17 protein-coding genes are annotated in these 17,403 nt (G+C 37.0%); 8 read left to right on the top strand and 9 right to left on the bottom strand.

Annotation, left to right across the window (positions count from 1 at the left end; translation table 11 throughout):
- Positions 1-110: 110 nt before the first annotated feature.
- From secA to fakB1, 5 genes are all read right to left on the bottom strand, one after another.
- Positions 111-2,639 (bottom strand): preprotein translocase subunit SecA, encoded by a 2,529-nt coding sequence (gene secA / locus HMPREF3270_RS04720; protein WP_023015375.1) that lies wholly within the window; start codon positions 2,637-2,639, stop codon positions 111-113.
- Positions 2,640-2,976: 337 nt separating this feature from the next.
- A complete protein-coding gene (gene hpf, locus HMPREF3270_RS04715) occupies positions 2,977-3,540 on the bottom strand; it encodes a ribosome hibernation-promoting factor, HPF/YfiA family (RefSeq protein WP_002481543.1) in 564 nt (187 codons plus the stop codon).
- 71 nt (positions 3,541-3,611) lie between these two features.
- On the bottom strand, positions 3,612-4,292 hold the full coding sequence (locus tag HMPREF3270_RS04710; RefSeq protein WP_070848598.1) for a ComF family protein: 681 nt from the start codon (positions 4,290-4,292) through the stop codon (positions 3,612-3,614).
- Positions 4,279-5,502, bottom strand: coding sequence for a DEAD/DEAH box helicase family protein (locus HMPREF3270_RS04705; protein ID WP_256324344.1), 1,224 nt, complete (start codon positions 5,500-5,502; stop codon positions 4,279-4,281). Before HMPREF3270_RS04705 ends, HMPREF3270_RS04710 begins: the two co-directional genes overlap by 14 nt.
- 172 nt (positions 5,503-5,674) lie before the next feature.
- Entirely contained in the window at positions 5,675-6,571 is an 897-nt protein-coding gene (gene fakB1, locus HMPREF3270_RS04700; RefSeq protein WP_002481540.1) for a fatty acid kinase binding subunit FakB1, read from the bottom strand.
- A gap of 157 nt (positions 6,572-6,728) precedes the next feature.
- On the opposite strand from fakB1, the gene HMPREF3270_RS04695 reads away from it, so the two are divergent.
- A complete protein-coding gene (locus HMPREF3270_RS04695; protein ID WP_002481539.1) occupies positions 6,729-7,370 on the top strand; it encodes a YigZ family protein in 642 nt (213 codons plus the stop codon).
- Between the two features lie 66 nt (positions 7,371-7,436).
- Here HMPREF3270_RS04695 and HMPREF3270_RS04690 read toward each other — a convergent pair whose 3' ends face one another.
- Positions 7,437-8,498 (bottom strand): glycosyltransferase family 4 protein, encoded by a 1,062-nt coding sequence (locus HMPREF3270_RS04690; protein ID WP_002481538.1) that lies wholly within the window; start codon positions 8,496-8,498, stop codon positions 7,437-7,439.
- Positions 8,499-8,741: 243 nt separating this feature from the next.
- On the opposite strand from HMPREF3270_RS04690, the gene HMPREF3270_RS04685 reads away from it, so the two are divergent.
- The 4 genes from HMPREF3270_RS04685 (at position 8,742) to pepT (ending at position 12,493) form a co-directional block, all read left to right on the top strand.
- Positions 8,742-9,806 (top strand): GGDEF domain-containing protein GdpS, encoded by a 1,065-nt coding sequence (locus HMPREF3270_RS04685; protein WP_023015380.1) that lies wholly within the window; start codon positions 8,742-8,744, stop codon positions 9,804-9,806.
- Between the two features lie 162 nt (positions 9,807-9,968).
- Complete coding sequence (locus HMPREF3270_RS04680; protein ID WP_002481536.1) at positions 9,969-10,733, top strand: threonine/serine exporter family protein; 765 nt, start codon at positions 9,969-9,971, stop codon at positions 10,731-10,733.
- 21 nt (positions 10,734-10,754) lie between these two features.
- Positions 10,755-11,249, top strand: a complete 495-nt coding sequence (locus HMPREF3270_RS04675; protein WP_031262607.1) for a threonine/serine exporter family protein — start codon at positions 10,755-10,757, stop codon at positions 11,247-11,249.
- A 14-nt stretch (positions 11,250-11,263) separates the two neighbouring features.
- Entirely contained in the window at positions 11,264-12,493 is a 1,230-nt protein-coding gene (pepT, locus tag HMPREF3270_RS04670; RefSeq protein ID WP_002481534.1) for a peptidase T, read from the top strand.
- A gap of 117 nt (positions 12,494-12,610) precedes the next feature.
- Here pepT and HMPREF3270_RS04665 read toward each other — a convergent pair whose 3' ends face one another.
- From HMPREF3270_RS04665 to HMPREF3270_RS04655, 3 genes are all read right to left on the bottom strand, one after another.
- Positions 12,611-13,750: a glycerate kinase gene (locus HMPREF3270_RS04665; RefSeq protein WP_070867176.1), complete on the bottom strand. Its 1,140-nt coding sequence runs from the start codon at positions 13,748-13,750 to the stop codon at positions 12,611-12,613.
- 232 nt (positions 13,751-13,982) lie between these two features.
- Positions 13,983-14,303 (bottom strand): bacillithiol system redox-active protein YtxJ, encoded by a 321-nt coding sequence (gene ytxJ, locus HMPREF3270_RS04660; protein ID WP_002481532.1) that lies wholly within the window; start codon positions 14,301-14,303, stop codon positions 13,983-13,985.
- A gap of 133 nt (positions 14,304-14,436) precedes the next feature.
- Positions 14,437-15,339, bottom strand: a complete 903-nt coding sequence (locus HMPREF3270_RS04655; protein ID WP_002481531.1) for an EMYY motif lipoprotein — start codon at positions 15,337-15,339, stop codon at positions 14,437-14,439.
- Between the two features lie 107 nt (positions 15,340-15,446).
- Between HMPREF3270_RS04655 and HMPREF3270_RS04650 the strand changes: the two genes are divergently transcribed.
- The 3 genes from HMPREF3270_RS04650 (at position 15,447) to HMPREF3270_RS04640 (ending at position 17,293) form a co-directional block, all read left to right on the top strand.
- Positions 15,447-15,974, top strand: coding sequence for a GrpB family protein (locus HMPREF3270_RS04650; RefSeq protein WP_070848595.1), 528 nt, complete (start codon positions 15,447-15,449; stop codon positions 15,972-15,974).
- Positions 15,975-16,050: 76 nt separating this feature from the next.
- Positions 16,051-16,974, top strand: coding sequence for a UDP-N-acetylmuramate dehydrogenase (gene murB, locus HMPREF3270_RS04645; RefSeq protein WP_023015383.1), 924 nt, complete (start codon positions 16,051-16,053; stop codon positions 16,972-16,974).
- Positions 16,967-17,293 carry a CHY zinc finger protein gene (locus HMPREF3270_RS04640; RefSeq protein WP_037556551.1) on the top strand — a complete coding sequence of 109 codons (327 nt, stop codon included), beginning with the start codon at positions 16,967-16,969 and terminating at the stop codon, positions 17,291-17,293. Before murB ends, HMPREF3270_RS04640 begins: the two co-directional genes overlap by 8 nt.
- The last annotated feature ends 110 nt before the right edge of the window (positions 17,294-17,403 follow it).

Raw genomic sequence — 17,403 nt, 5'->3', positions numbered from 1 at the left:
AGGTTATCTCATCAACCGAATTTATTATAGAGCCGAAAAAAGAACCGACTGCCTGTAAGGAAGAACAAATTTTCTTCCTTACAATACGCAATGGTTCTTAGAAATGCATACTATTTGCCGCAGCAGTTTTTGTATTTCTTGCCGCTTCCGCATGGGCAGGGATCGTTACGGCCGACTTGGTCGCCTTTCACAATCGGTTTCGCTTTGACTTTCTCTTTACCGTCTTCAGCTGAGACATGCTGCCCTTTATACTCCTTTGCTTTATCACGTTCCACATCATCTTCTACTGTGATGACAGACTTAAGGATATATTTGCTGACATCTTCTTCGATATTCATCATCATATTATCGAACAGTTGATGTCCTTCATTTTGATAATCACGAAGTGGGTTTTGTTGTCCGTATGAGCGTAAATGAATACCTTGACGTAATTGGTCCATCGTATCGATATGGTCTGTCCAACGACTATCGATAGAACGTAATAAAATCATACGTTCGAACTCATTAAATTGCTCAGGAATATTAGCTTTTTGTTTTTCATAAGCAGCTTCAACTTTTTCCCATACTGTATCAAAGATATCTTCTCTATCTTTACCTTTGATTTCAGAGATATCTAATTCACCTTCATGTAAGAAGACATCTTCTACATAATTAATGAACGGATCGTAATCTACTTCATCTAAGTCATCATTTACATAATAACCGATGGCGCGATCTAGTGTTGAACGCATCATTGTTTTTACAAGATCAGAACTTTCTTCATTATCGATAATGCTGTTACGTTCACCGTAAATAATTTCACGTTGCTTACGTAATACTTCGTCATATTCAAGGATACGTTTACGCGCATCGAAGTTATTACCTTCCACACGTTTTTGTGCAGACTCTACAGCACGAGAAACCATTTTAGATTCAATCGGTGTAGAATCATCCATACCTAAACGGCCCATCATGTTTTGAAGACGTTCTGAACCGAAACGTACCATTAATTCGTCTTGAAGTGATAAGTAGAAACGACTTTCACCTCTGTCACCTTGACGACCAGAACGACCACGTAATTGGTCATCGATACGACGTGATTCATGACGTTCTGTACCGATAACTGCTAAACCGCCCAGTTCTTCGACACCTTCGCCAAGTTTGATATCTGTACCACGACCGGCCATGTTTGTCGCAATCGTTACAGCACCTTTTTGACCTGCAGTAGAAACGATTTCTGCTTCACGCTCATGGTTTTTCGCGTTTAAGACGTCATGACGTACGCCGCGTTTTTTCAATAACTTAGAAATATATTCACTGGTTTCAACCGCTACTGTACCTAAAAGAATCGGTTGACCTTTTTTATGTTTTTCTACAACATCTTCAACCACCGCGTCGAATTTACCTTTTTGACTAATATAAATTAAATCAGGTTTATCGATACGTTGTACAGGACGGTTCGTCGGAATTTGCGTAACTGTCATGTTATAGATATTACGGAACTCTTCTTCTTCAGTTTTCGCTGTACCTGTCATACCAGATAATTTGTTGTACATACGGAAGAAGTTTTGGAACGTAATCGATGCCATTGTCTTAGATTCATTTTGGATTTGCACGCCTTCTTTTGCTTCAATCGCTTGGTGCAACCCTTCTGAGAAACGACGACCTGGCATTGTACGACCTGTAAATTGGTCAACGATTAATACTTCACCATCTGTCACCATGTAGTCGACATCACGTTGTAGTGTATAGTTGGCACGTAATGCTGTATTGATATGTGTAATAATATCTACGTTGTTTAAATCATATAAGTTATCCAGTTTAAACATACGTTCAGCTTTATCTGCACCTTGATCTGTTAATTGAACAGATTTTGTTTTCTCATCATAGTTATAATCATCTTCAGCTTTCAACATTTTCGCGAATACGTTCGCTTGTGTGTAAAGTGATGTTGATTTTTCTGCTTCACCAGAAATAATTAAAGGTGTACGTGCTTCGTCGATTAAGATAGAGTCGACCTCATCAATGATGGCGAAGTGAAGCGGACGCATAACACGTTCTTCTGCATAATTCACCATGTTGTCACGTAAGTAATCGAAACCAAGTTCGTTGTTAGTACTGTACGTGATATCTTCATTATAGGCTTGGCGTTTCTCCTCTGTTGATAAACTGTTTAAGTTTAATCCTACAGATAAACCTAAGAAGTTATATAACTCAGCCATTTCTTCACTTTGTACACTTGCTAAATATTCGTTGACTGTAATAACGTGTACACCGCGACCTGCTAAAGCGTTCAAATACGTCGGCATTGTCGCTGTCAACGTTTTACCTTCACCGGTTCTCATTTCTGAAATATCACCGTTATGAATCGCAATACCGCCCATGACTTGGACACGGTAAGGTGACATATTGAACACACGTTTAGCCCCTTCTCTTACTAAAGCAAAGGCTTCAGGAAGGATTTCGTCTAATATTTTATCTTGTTTAACTACATCTTCTTCAGCTTGAACTCGTTCTTTAAGTTCTTGTGTTTTATTTCTAATTTCTTCATCAGTAAGAATCGACATTTCCTCTTCTAATGCGAGTACTTTGTCCGCTTGCTTACCTAGGCGTTTAATTTCTCTCTTATTGCCGTCAACAATTTTTGATAAAAAACCCATTCTGTTCGCTCCTTTGGTATAAAAACTGTTTGGCTTACAACAATTCATCTTACCATTTATATCGTAAAAGTTACACTTATATACTCAATCTAATAGTTGATAACTCTTTATTTATAAGTATCAGTGTTTATGATTTTCTTCACTTAATCCAAAGTTTCTATTTGTGTTGTTGGTGCATTACACGTTTCAAACATATCCTCTATATTTTGACACGTTCAACTTACTGAAATCAATCAAATACAATCTTATTAATACAAACTTAATCTTTGAAATTAGTAGTCATTAAAAAAGAGACTCGCAACCTCACAGCTGCGAGCCTCTCATGAGACATTAATTATTAATTTTCAACTGTTTCAATTAAACCGTATTTTCCATCTTTTCTGCGATAAACGATGCTTGTACCATCTGTATCACGGTCTGTAAAGATGAAGAAGTCATGACCTAATAAGTCCATTTGTAATACGGCTTCTTCAGAATCCATCGGTTTTAAGCTGAATTGTTTAGAACGAATGATTTCGATTTCATCATTGTTATCTTGATCAGCAGTTTCTGGTGTAGCTGCTGGGATTGATGGGAATGGTTCTTTCTCATTCTCTTTACGTTTTTTACGATTAACGCGTGTTTTGTACTTACGCACTTGACGTTCTAATTTGTTAGTGATTAAATCAATGCCCGCATATAAATCGTCGTTTCTTTCTTCTGCACGAAGTGTCACGTCTTTAAGCGGAATTGTCACTTCAATTTTAGTGCTTGAATTGGCGTAAGTTTTTACTTTAACATGTGCATCAACGTTCGGCACATTTGTAAAGTAACGTTCTAGTTTACCAACTTTGTCCTCAATGTAATTACGAATTGCGTCTGTAATAGTGAGGTTGTCTCCATGAATTTCAAATCTAATCATAGTGATCGACTCCTTTAACCTCTATATATGTTTTGATTGGTAATGCTCACCTTTATAATAACATGTTTCAACTATCTAGCAAAAGCAAATACATCTATTTTTCCAACTTTTCTGATAAATAAAGCTTCAATCGCATGATGGGCCGTTAGCCCTGTTGTATAAATATCATCTACGAGTAAAATGCGCTTATTTTGTAAATCTACATCTTGAAATACAGGATTAATATAAAATGGATTGGGAGCTTTGGCACGCATTGCTTTATTCAAAGTGGATTGTTTCGGTCTAACGTCTGTTTGCAGTATCAGATGATACTTAACCCCTTTTGCAGCTAAAACCATTTCTACTGGATTAAATGTTCTTTGTTGATCCCTTGCGATTGGTGAAGGAATTGGAATGATATAGTCATACTGTTGCTTCGGCAATCGAATAAGGTTTGCGATGACTTCACATAATGCCGTATCTCCAGCAATTTTATATTGATGAATCGTCTCGCGTACTTTCCCTGTATAACGGTAATCACAATAAAGTTGATGCATTAAGTTGAATTTGCGAGCTAAAAACTGACAATCTAAACAAGCTTCTTCACTTTCGTCTAACGGTTTTAAACAACGCGGACAGCGTTTCACTTTTTCTAGACGACATGCTTCAAATGCCTGTCGACAATGTTCACACAGAATTTGAGGTGATTTATAAAAATTTGCGGCAGTTAAAGGTTCCGAAAATGGAGTTAAGCATAGTTTACATTTCGGCATCCAACCACCCCTTTTGTAACCCTAATTGATTCATTTGTTTAATTTGGCGTTTGGCTTGCACCATAGATAAGGTGACCCCATTATGCAAAAACAACACTAAGCCGCTGGTATCTTGTATTTTACGTCCTGTACGTCCAGCAATTTGAACTAAAGCTGCAGTTTGGAAACTTTGGCTGTCGATGACAATGACATCTAAATGTGCCATCGTAAAACCCCGTTCTAAAATCGTGGTCGTGAAGATAATCGGATGTTTACCTGCTCTTAAAGCTTCTACTTTCTCAAAACGTAAGGCATCTTCACTATGAACTGCCACCAAGTCTTTGAAACATTTTTGATAGTGTACCAATGCTTGTTCCATCGCTTCAATTTGATTAAAGAAGACTAAAGTGACGCGTTGGTTTTCAAGTTGTTTTCGAAGAAGTTCGAGTAAATAGCGTTGCATGCGTTTCGGTTTGAATTTGAAGTAGTGGAATTTGGGGACAGGAAGCGGTTTACGATGATAACGCGCTGGTAAAGTAATGATATTCTCTTTTTTGAATTGTTTTAATAAACGTGAGGAAGGCGTAGCTATCATATAAATATGACTATAAGCAGAAGCTGAGGCTTGAATGAGTGTCTGCATCAATAAAGGATCCATCGCAAGCGGAAATGCATCAACCTCATCAATATATATCACATCAAAGTGTTGTTTAAAGCGATATAATTGATGCACCGTCGCAATGACAAAATGACCTTGATACGTCTGGCTTTGTCCTTGGTACAAGACGTCTATATGTTCACCTTTAAACGATTCGATAATACGCTTGCTGATTTCAATGACCACATCGACACGCGGTGATACAATCGCCACATTCATACCTTGTTGTCTGGCATGTTGAATTCCCGCAAACATCATTTCTGTTTTTCCTGCACCTGTTACCGCATATAGTAATAAATTTTCCTGCTGTTGAATCGCTCGAATAATATGTGAGGAAGCATAGGCTTGTTGTTCAGACAGTTCAAAGTCCAAATGATATTCTCCTGAACTAATTTGATGTGCAGTTTTGGTAATATATATTGGCTTAAAGCTATCCATACGACCGAGTGATAAACAACTTCGACAATAAGTTATCGGTTGATCGTGAATTTTTGAATGATACGTATAATACTCGTCTTGATGAGGTGTTCCACATTGCTGACAATACCATTTTCCTTTGTCATTTTGTATCACACCTGGTCCTTTATAGATAATCGTTTCATCAGTCAGATGTTTCGTACTTCTGACTAACTTTCCATAATGCTTAATTGTTGTCAGTATAATCCCTCCTAAATAAAAAAAGACAAATCAAGTCACTGTCTGAGACAGTGGACTTCATTTGCCCGAAAAATTGTATTTAAATTTATTATTGCTCTACATAGTCCTCTGGACGATTTTCTAAAGATGGAATACGTTTATTAGTGAAACCTAATGCGACACTGCCGACACCTAAATGCGATGCGATAACCGGACTGAAATCCGAATAGTTGATCACATAATGATCAGGGCAACGTTTTTTCAAATTCTCATAAAGTTTCAAGCCATCTTCTCTTGAATCACCATTAACGACATAGAGTGTAACCTCATCATAATCTTTCACTTTTTCTAACACACCGTCTTCAATGCGTTTGACAGCACGTTTTTTCGTACGCACTTTATCTAATGGTACAATCACGCCATCCTCGAATTTTAAGACAGGTTTCATTTTTAACAATGTACCGATAAACGCTTGTGCACCTGTAATACGGCCGCTCTTTTGTAAGTTCTTTAAGTCATCTACAACAACTTCTGCCCCTGTATGTTCACGCATCTCTAATAATTCATCGATGATTGTTTCTGGAGATGCACCTTCTCTTACGCGTTCAGCAGCATAAACCACATATCCGCCTAAAATCATACCTGATAATTTTGAATCGAATGTGTGCACGTTAATGCCTTCGACCATTTCGCCAGCTTGTGTTGCTGATTGGTATGTACCACTGATACCTGCTGATAAGAACAAACCGATAACATCTGTATATCCTTCATCTTTGAGTTTCTCATATTCTTCTACGACTTTACCAATAGCGGGCTGACTTGTTGTCGGAATTTGCGTTTCTGAACGCATACGCTGATATAATTCACTTGGTTGAATATCCTCTCTTTCAATAAAGGAATCTCCATTTTCAAATATCACACTTAATGGCACAACCGAAATATCATATTCATCTAATAAAGCTTGTGTTAATGATGTTGTAGAATCCGTCATTACAGCAATCTTCATGATTTTCCTCCTCAAATATACTCATTGTCAATCATACCCTATTTTATTAAAAAAGAAAATTGATTCTTCCATTTAGAAAAAATATCCGGAGCATGTATAATAGAAGCAAAGACAAGCAATTCTATTGTCATAGGAACTAGTTAAAGGATGTCATAAAATGGAGAATCATATTATTACGATTAAACAAGAATACGTGATTGAAAATGTGATTAACAAGTCACGTTTTATCGCTCATATTAAGCCAGTAGAAAGTGAAGATGAGGCAAAAGCTTTTATTGATGAAGTTAAAAAAGAACATCGGGATGCCACACATAACTGTTCAGCGTATACCATCGGCGATAGTATGTTGATTCAAAAAGCAAATGACGATGGAGAACCAAGTGGTACAGCTGGCGTACCAATGTTAGAAATTCTAAAAAAACTTGAGACACATAATACTGCAGCTGTAGTGACACGTTACTTCGGCGGCATCAAACTTGGTACAGGTGGCTTAATCAGAGCATACAGTGGCGCCGTTCGTGATGCGATCAAAGAAGGCGGACGTGTTGAATTACGTAATGCGATACCCACTACAGTTACAATCAGTTATGAACAGACAGGTAAATTCGAATACGAACTGCAATCAACAAACTTCATTTTAAGAGATACGATGTATACAGATAAAGTGAGTTACCGTATCGATGTATTAGAAGATGATTACGAAGACTTTATCAACTTTTTAAATCGAATTACTGCAGGTACATTCGAATTAGATGAAGAACAAGTAACGCGCCTGCCTTTCGATATTGAAACAAATTAGATATAAAAAACCGCTTGAATTTCACAAGACGAAACTCAAGCGGTTATTTTTATGTGATTTTACATATTATTCTTTGTCGTGTCTGCTGCCACGTTTCTCAAGCATACTCAATAACGGACGATAATTGTCATCAATTAATCCTGTAAATTCTACAATCAATTCAATCGTGACTAGAATTAGAATCAACATCATCACAACGCCCCATGGTTGTGATAAGTATAAAATAACACTTGAGATACTGAACATAATCGCAATCGAATAAATTAAAAACACGGTTTGACGGTGTGTATAACCAAGTTTTAATAACTTGTGATGTAAATGCGATTTATCCGGCTGCATAATACGTTGTCCCTTTTTCGCTCTTCTGATCATCGCAAATAATGTATCGATAAACGGTACGGCTAAAATCACCATCGGGAACAGTAACGAGAAGAAAGTAATATTTTTGAACCCGAGTAAAGAAACAAAGCTGATAATAAAGCCGAGTTGTAGTGAGCCGCTGTCTCCTAAGAAAATCTTTGCGGGATGTGAATTATAAAATAAAAAGCCGAGCAACGAACCAATCATGACTGAACAAATCATCATGATAAAAATATCCGCTTGTAATATCGCAATAAAGCCAATCGTCATAAATGCGATAGTTGAAACCCCTGCGGCTAAACCATCTAGCCCATCGATTAAATTAATCGCATTGGTAATCGCAATAATCCAAAAAACAGTAATCGGAATACTTAAAATACCGAACTGAATCGTGCCTGGAACGAACGGCAATTGAATGAAGTCAATTGTGACACCGTGATACACTACGACTAACGCAGCTAAAATCTGACCTGCAAGTTTGTACAACGGCTTTAAGTCATGCACATCATCAATCAAACCGACAAAATACATAATCATCGTTCCAAGAATTAAAGGAATAATCTCACGTTCAATAGGATGACCAATCCAAATTCCTAAAATAAACGCAAAGAGTATCACCGTTCCCCCTAGTACAGAAACAGGTTTCGTGTGCACTTTTCGATAATTCGGCTTATCCATAATATCCAGCTTTTTGGATATTTTAATCACAATCGGCGTCAAAATCACACTTACCGCCATGGTAACTAATATCAGTAAAAGTGTTATCATTTTATATCCATTGCCAAAATACTGTTCAATCTATGTCATACTTAAAGAGAACACGCTGTTATCTGCCTTTTGACAAGGGAACCTCCCTTCAATACTCATATGTATACAATATCAATAATCTATTTTAACACGAATTATTGATTATTGTAGTAGATTATAATAACAGTTATCAATGTTTCAGATGACAAAATGTATATTTTCACTTACAATAACTAAGTGGTTATACAAAGGAGCAGATCAATTATGATTGAAGCTATCATTTACAACACTTCGGTGACTGTTGCAGGTATCTATCTCTTTCATAGACTGCAATATTCAGAAACGAAACAAATGAAGTTTTCACAAACTTATGTCACGATTCTTATGACTGTCGTCGCACTTTTACTTGCGGCCTATCCGATACCAGTTCATAATTATTTACTTTATTTAACATTTGTGCCGCTCTTATTCTTAGGACGTTATACAAACGTCTTCTTTACTATGGTGGCTGCAGCTATTATTTTTGTCGTAGATGTTTTCGTTTACGGCGATCCTTTGGCATATAATATTGCTTTATTAATTATCGCCTTAGCTGTAAGCATCATCGGACCCTTTATCAAACAAAATGATATTGTGTCTCTTCAAATCTTGAACGTCGTAAGTTTAGTTATCTTAAGTGTCGTTTCAATGATTACGCACTTCTATACATTACAAGAAATTATATACTTAATTCCGATATCATTTATCGTTACTATCGCATCTTCCATTATCTTTGTAGATATTTGGCGTTTCTTCACACTTGTCCAACGATATGAAAACGAAGAACGTTATGATTATTTAACTGGACTTGGCAATGTAAAAGAATTTGATCGTCATTTAAATAAAATGACAGACAAAGCAGATGATAAAAATACAAGTTTAGGTTTACTTTTAATTGATATCGACGGCTTCAAAGATGTAAACGATGCCTTTACGCACCGTTCAGGAGACGCAGTCTTAAAACAAATCTCACAACTATTAATCAACTATGTGCCACCGAACATGAAAATATTCAGAAACGGCGGCGAAGAATTCTCAGTAGTACTGCTTGGTTATTCACTTGACCAAAGTGTGAAACTGGCTGAAAGTATTCGTGCAGGCGTGGAACAATCAACATTCCACTTACCGAATAAAGAAGTCATCAAACTCTCTGTATCTATCGGTATCGGTTATTTAACCGCAGACGATTACAAATCACAACGTAAAGTCTTTAAAGATGCAGATGATATGTTGCATATGGCTAAAAATGAAGGGCGTAACCAAGTGATGTTTAACCCAATTGTTAAATAAACCATTTGTTTCAAAAAATGACATATTGAGACAAGAATCTATTACGGTTCTTGTCTCTTTTTTTCATTTCTATTGCAATCATCGATGTTCTATTGCAACTTTTTACTGTTCCCTGTAAACTTTCAAGTGTCAACAAAATCAAACGAGAAGGAGCGCAAAAAGGTGCCTGAAGAAGCAATTACCATAATAGATGAGAACAAAGTGATAGACGTTGTACTCACTGCAGGAAAGATATTACTTGAAAGCGGCGCAGAAACATATCGTGTTGAAGATACGATGTCTCGCATCGCTTATAGTTTTGGTTTAGATAATACCAACAGTTTCGTGTCGAATACTGCGATTATATTCTCATTAAACGACCGAACGAACACACGATTGATTCGTGTGCGTGATAGAACAACGGACTTAGAAAAAATTGCCCTAGCCAATAATATTTCACGTAAAATCGCTAAAAATGAACTAACGATTGATGAAGCAAAATCAGAATTGATTCATTTAGAACATGCTTCACTGCAATATTCATATTTAACTAAATTTTTAGCCGCTTCTATTGCCTGTGGATTTTTCTTATTTATGTTTGGAGGCGTTGCACAAGATTCCATTTTTGCCATTTTGGCGGGTGCAGGTGCTTTCTTAACATTCGATTTCGTTCAACGTTTTATTCAAATCAAATTCTTTTCTGAGTTTATCAGTGCCATTGTTGTCATTAGTGTCGCCGCCATCAGTCATAAACTCGGACTGTCCATCAACCAAGATATTATTACCATTTCAGGGGTCATGGTCTTAGTACCAGGTATTTTAATCACTAATGCAATCAGAGATTTAATGGCCGGTGAATTGCTTGCTGGGATGTCACGCGGTATGGAAGCTGCATTGACTGCCTTTGCGATCGGTGCCGGTGTTGCGATTATTTTACTCTTCTTTTAAGAAAGGCGTGTTACAGAATTGATCTTACATTATTTATTTCACTTTGTTATCAGCTTTTGTTCTACATTGCTATTTTCAATCCTATTCAACGCGCCGCGTAAACAATTGCCGGCATGCGGTTATGTAGGCGCAATGGGATGGACCATCTACATCATTTCGATGGATTTGAACTCAGGTAAAGTGGCTGCTTCTTTCCTAGGCAGCTTTATCTTAGCAATTATGAGTCATGCGATGGCAAAACGTTATTTCCAACCTGTCATTATCTTTATTGTGCCAGGTATCATTCCCCTTGTACCTGGGGGCGCTGCGTATGAAGCCACACGTTTCCTAGTCACAAATCAATATACCCATGCAGTCAACACCTTTTTAGAGGTTACCTTGATTTCAGGTGCCATTGCTTTTGGTATATTATGTGCAGAAATCAGTTACCATATTTATAATCGTATTAGAATCAACTATGGTAAAATGAAAGGTAAATCCTATAGGAAACAATTTAACATGAATAATAGAGGTTAAGGGGTGCATATCAAGTGAAAGAACAATTAATCGACAGACTGAAACGTTATGCGGAGATTGATACACAATCTAATCCAGACTCAGAAGCAACACCATCAACTGAGAAACAATGGGATTTGTTAAATGTGTTAAAACAAGAATTAGAAAATCTTGGTTTAGAAACAGACTTAGATGATAATGGCTATTTATTTGCGACATTAGAAAGCAATATCGCAAAAGAAGTACCGACTGTAGGCTTTTTAGCACACGTTGATACTTCACCAGACTTTAATGCGACAAATGTTAAGCCGCAAATTATTGAAAACTACGACGGCAAGCCAATTCAACTCGGCGATACGGACCGCGAATTAAACCAAACTGTCTTCCCTGCTTTAAAATCAGTAGAAGGCCACACTTTAATGATTACAGACGGTACATCATTACTTGGCGCAGACGATAAAGCGGGTGTTGCTGAAATTATGACTGCTTTAAACTATTTAGTTGAACATCCAGAAGTGAAACACGGACGTATCCGTGTCGCATTTACGCCAGATGAAGAAATCGGACGCGGGCCTCATAAATTCGATGTAGCTCGTTTCGGGGCTGACTTTGCCTATACAATGGACGGCAGTCAATATGGCGAATTACAATTTGAAAGCTTTAACGCAGCTGAAGCAACGATTACTTGTCATGGTGTCAATGTACATCCAGGTTCTGCGAAAGATGTCATGGTTAATGCGATTAAATTAGGCGAACGCTTCGATAGTCAATTACCACAAGATGAAGTGCCAGAAGAAACAGAAGGCTATGAAGGTTTCTTCCACTTGATGAACTTCAATGGTACAACTGAAAAAGCTCAATTGAAATATATCGTACGTGATCACGACCGCAATCGCTTTGAAGCACGTAAAGCATTACTTGAAGATATTAAAAATGAAATTAACGCAGATTATTCAAATAATCCAGTTGAAGTAGAAGTCCATGACCAATACTTCAATATGGCTGAAAAAATCAATGAAGTACCTGAAGTCATCGAGATTCCAAAACGTGTCTTCAAACAATTAGGTATTGAACCTAATACCGAACCGATTCGCGGTGGTACAGACGGCTCACAACTATCATTTATGGGCTTACCGACACCAAACATCTTCACAGGTTGCGATAACTTCCATGGCCCATTTGAATACGCTTCTATCGATGTCATGGAAAAAGCAGTACAAGTGATTGTAGGTATCGCAGAAGAAGTAGGCAATACCGAAGCATAATACAACTTTAACGTTACTAAAGAGACGTCACTATGTACGTATAAATATAAAAATGGCTGAACCTAAATTACAAAGGGTTCAGCCATTTTTGATTATTCATTTAAGATTATTAGTTGATTATGCTTTTGTTTGTGATTTTTGCGTATTGAATGTTGTTGTTAGGAGCTTTAAAGCTTGGACAGCGTAGAAGTGGATTTGTAAACCGGCTTCAAAACTTGTATAGCGCTTCGGCATTGTCATAAATAAGTTGAACATACCAGTAACACCTAACGCTTCATAACGATCGAATTTATCTGCTGTCGCATTAATCGCAATGCAAGGCTTATGATATTTTGTCGCAAGCTCTGCAATTCTTAATGATGTTGTTTCTAATAAATGATCTTGTTCATTGATACCTTCACCGAACATAATTAAATCTGCTTGTTCAATCAAGTTTTCTAAGTGCGTAATTTGATCCACTAAGCTATGACTTGTTAAAACTTCTGCGTTATAAAGTGCAGCTAAGACAGCCGCAATACCGCCACCTGCACCACCGCGTTCTACTGTACTTGTCACCGTACGTGTTTCATTTTTTAAGATTTCGCTGAAATACCAAACTAAATTATCAATTGTCGCAGCTTCTTCTCTAGAAATCTCTAACAATTTATAAACATGCATGATTTCACTTTCTTTACCATACATCTTGCTGGCAAAGTCAGAGACGAGTTGGATACGCGTTTCTCTTAATCGTTGGTCAAGGCCTGAGAAGTCTACACGACGAATGTATTTTAATACGCCTACGCCTTCTTTCGCATCGACAGGTTCACCTTCATCGTTGTAATATTTGGCACCTAACGCTTGCAGCATACCAGCACCGCCGTCAAAACTTGCGATATTACCGAGTGAAATCACTAAATGCTTGGCATCATTATCTAATGCTGCCGCAATCAATTCACCTAAACCATAGCTAGTACGCTCTGTCAGCGGTCGATTCCCTTGTAAGAATAAATCCGCTTCAATAATCGTCATGCCGCTCTCAGTCTTACCATAAACACCTTCAACTTGTTTCATATCTGCATCATGGACATTCACACGATATTTCGTGCCAGACTGCCATAAGAAGACAGAGTCCATCAATTCATGACGCCCATTGAACAGCGGCACTTGGACAATATCCGCTTCTTCAATTTGACTAGCGACCGCTTCTTCTACATATCGATTCGCCTCATAACTTGAAACGATTCCATTAAATTCATCCATTGCGACTAATACTCTCATTTTGTCACCTCAAATAAAGTTTCCCAATGTTTGTTCAATTCACTTAAATATTATACAGGGCTTATTTCAAAAAACCTACTGTAACGCCTAATGCTTGTTTTGCTTTAAATTAAAAAAACTCCAAGCTTTCAGATTGTGTTGGAAACATATACCCTTCATGTCCAACGTCTAAAAGCATGGAGTCCGCTTTTTACTTTATGTTATTAGTGCTTATGTCCCCTGACAAGCAAGTTTACTCTTCAGCTTGTGCAAGTGAAGTCACATTAATGTCATCATGACTTGCATGCCATTTAACTTCACCATCAACAAAATAAAAAGCTTGTGGCGATTCATGCTTCACGCCAGTTTGTTCTGCAATGTAATCAGATACATCTCTTTGTTCTTGCACAATTAAATAATACCCATCGATATCACGTTCATATAAGAATTTATTGAACTGATCGTAAGCATTTGCTGAAATTGGGCAAGTGTTACTGTGTTTCATAATAAATACATATTTGTTGTCGTTAATTACTTGTTTAAACTGGTCAATTGAAGTCAGCTTTGTAGCCATTCTATTCACCTCTAAAAATATTTATCACCTAAAGTGATAGTCCCATTCATTCCATTTCCTATTTCAATGTGTCTAATTATACACACTTTATATTTCAATGTTAACCAAAATACTAATATTTTTCTTGCTTTTTTCAATCATTCTGATGTACATCGTTCTTTAAGCCCTTGAAATCATTACGGAATTGATGGTGGTACTTATCTAATTCATTCCCTGTTAAAGGAGTTTTATTCATATCATATTGCTCCAATTTACGGCTGATGTCAATGGTTCTTTGTCGTGTCTCGTAATAATTTTGCAGACTATAATACATTTCGATTGCGGTCTGATGCGCTTTTGCAGTCTTTTCTTCTGATACACTTGCTTGATTCAACTCTTCAATTTGTTTGCTGATTAAAGGTTGAATTTTTTCTTTGATGACTGTTTTAGTGTTTTGAGGATTGTCAGCATCTAAATATTTCTTCGCAATCTTCTGCAACTCCTTATTATGATGTTTTAATTTACTTGTAAATTTATCTATACTCTCAGTTTCACCATTTTGACGTGCTTCTGTTACTTGCTTCTCTAAAAGTGCACGATTCTTCTCAAATAATCTCGTGTAATTTAAAATATCTTCATTCGCTTTGATGGATTGATTACATAAATGTACGAAGCTGCGAATATCTTTTAATGCTTTTTCTTGTTGGTCTACCTCATGCAAATACGTGTGACGTAATTGTTTCACCTTTTTAGTTTCTGCAGGAAGCTGTTTTGCGGCTTTTTTATAAGATTTAAAGGCCGGCATTAATTTCTTATCGATATCTTTCTCCATTTGTTGAAAGTCTGTTTTGTTTCTATCTGTTAAATCTGATTTGCTTAATTCACTTAAACGATTTAAATGAATATCATCCATGACTTGTTTAACATGTTTCTCTTCTTTATCCACTTCATGCTTCGCTTTTTCAAAGTGATTTAAATCTGACTGTGTTTTACTATTGCATGCCGCAAGAGACAGCGTTAGACAAACAATCGTTATTGCGAGAAGCCATTTTTTCACATTGTCCACTCCTGTCTTTTTATCTGTATAGTTTGCATGATTAATGTTTGAGTATGTCAGAATTCATAATATAATACTTTTAGAACTTTTACAAAGGACGGTTGAATATGTATTCTAAAACGCAGCCCTTAATCAAAGATAGGCAAGCGCTTCAAAATTATCAAAATCAATTTCAAGAGTTAAGCGACTTATTACTCGGTCTACTTAATACACCTGTTAAGACAGTCCACCATATCGGCGGTACTGCACATTTTAATTATCCAACAGAACCAATTTTAGATTTATTAGTCGGCGTTACTAATTTACATGATATTACAGCTTTAGATGAAAAACGATTAAATTATGCCGGTTTCTATCGCTTGCACCACCGTTATAAGAAAAAAGTAGTAATGGCGCAATTCAATAATATGAAAGAACTTAAACAAATCGTTCGTCTGCACATATTACAAATTGAATCTGATCAATATGTCCACTATTTAACGATGCAAGAGGCTTTAACCCATAATTCTGAGTTACAAGCAGAATTTGCAGAAGCAAAACAAGCTTTACATGCTAAATCAGAGACTATTCGTGACTATGAAACAGGTAAATCAGCTTTGTTTGAAAAGTTGTCACGAAGATACGGGTTGAATTAAGCGGATTGTATTTCACAAAAAGCCTGTTTCATTGCTATAATAAGAAAGTGAAAATAATTGAAAGGGAGTTCTATCGTTGCACAAAGATGACATTCTTACAGAACTGAAAAAAGTTCTGCCAGAAGAAATTATTAAAGTTGATGAACCATTAAAACGCTATACTTATACGCAAACAGGAGGAAATGCTGACTTCTATCTCAGTCCGACAACTTTTGAAGAAGTTCAAGCCATCAATCACATTGCTAGAATCAACAACATTCCTGTCACTTATTTAGGCAACGGCTCTAATATTATTATTCGTGAAGGCGGTATTCGCGGGATTGTATTGAGCCTATTGTCTATGGATTATATTAAAGTTGAAGATAATGTCATAATTGCAGGAAGCGGTGCAGCGATTATTGATGTCTCCCGTACTGCACGTGATGAATCTTTAACTGGCTTAGAGTTTGCTTGCGGTATCCCAGGATCAATTGGCGGTGCTGTCTTTATGAATGCCGGTGCTTATGGCGGCGAAGTCCGTGATTGTATTGATTACGCGGTATGTGTCAATGAACGCGGTGAACTTGTACAACTTACACGTGATGAATTAGAACTTGGCTACCGAAGCAGTATTGTTCAAAAACAACACTTGGTTGTGCTAGAAGCTGCATTTAACTTAACACCTGGCAAACAAGATGAAATCCAAGCCGTCATGGACGACCTAACAGAACGTCGTGAGTCAAAACAACCTCTTGAATATCCTTCATGCGGCAGTGTTTTCCAAAGACCACCAGGCCACTTTGCGGGTAAATTAATTCAAGACTCTGACTTACAAGGCCACCGTATCGGCGGTGTTGAAGTTTCAACGAAACATGCTGGATTTATGGTCAATGTTGATAACGGTACTGCGACAGATTATGAAGACTTGATTCACCATGTACAACAAGTCGTTAAAGAAAAATTTGATGTCGAATTGCATCCAGAAGTACGTGTTATTGGTGATCATCCAGAAGATGAATAATAAACATCATACCGTTCATGGTATCGGTCTAGACAATGAGACGCGTTGTACGCATTACCATACACCTGTTGATGTTATCGCCATTAAATTCAAATGCTGTAATAAATTCTATGCATGTATTCATTGCCATAATGAATCAGAAGATCATGCACCTGTGCCATGGTCAAAATCAGAATTCGATGAACATGCGATTTTATGTGGTGTATGTGACACCACATTGTCAATCAAGGAATATATGGAAACAGACCATTGTCCGCACTGTGGTGCGCAATTCAATCCCAGATGCGCTGCACATTATCCTTTATACTTTGACGTTTAAAGTAACAGTATACAAATTAATGACAATTTAAACTAAATAAAACCGAGCCGGAAATATATTGCATTCCGACTCGGTTTTTTAATTACCATCTTCCCCCTATTAAAAACGGT

Source organism: Staphylococcus sp. HMSC65H10, from assembly GCF_001839185.1.
GTDB classification, from domain to species: Bacteria; Bacillota; Bacilli; order Staphylococcales; family Staphylococcaceae; genus Staphylococcus; species Staphylococcus simulans.
The sequence above is the reverse complement of the archived record's forward strand: the minus strand, read 5'-3'. Positions and strand labels throughout refer to the sequence as shown.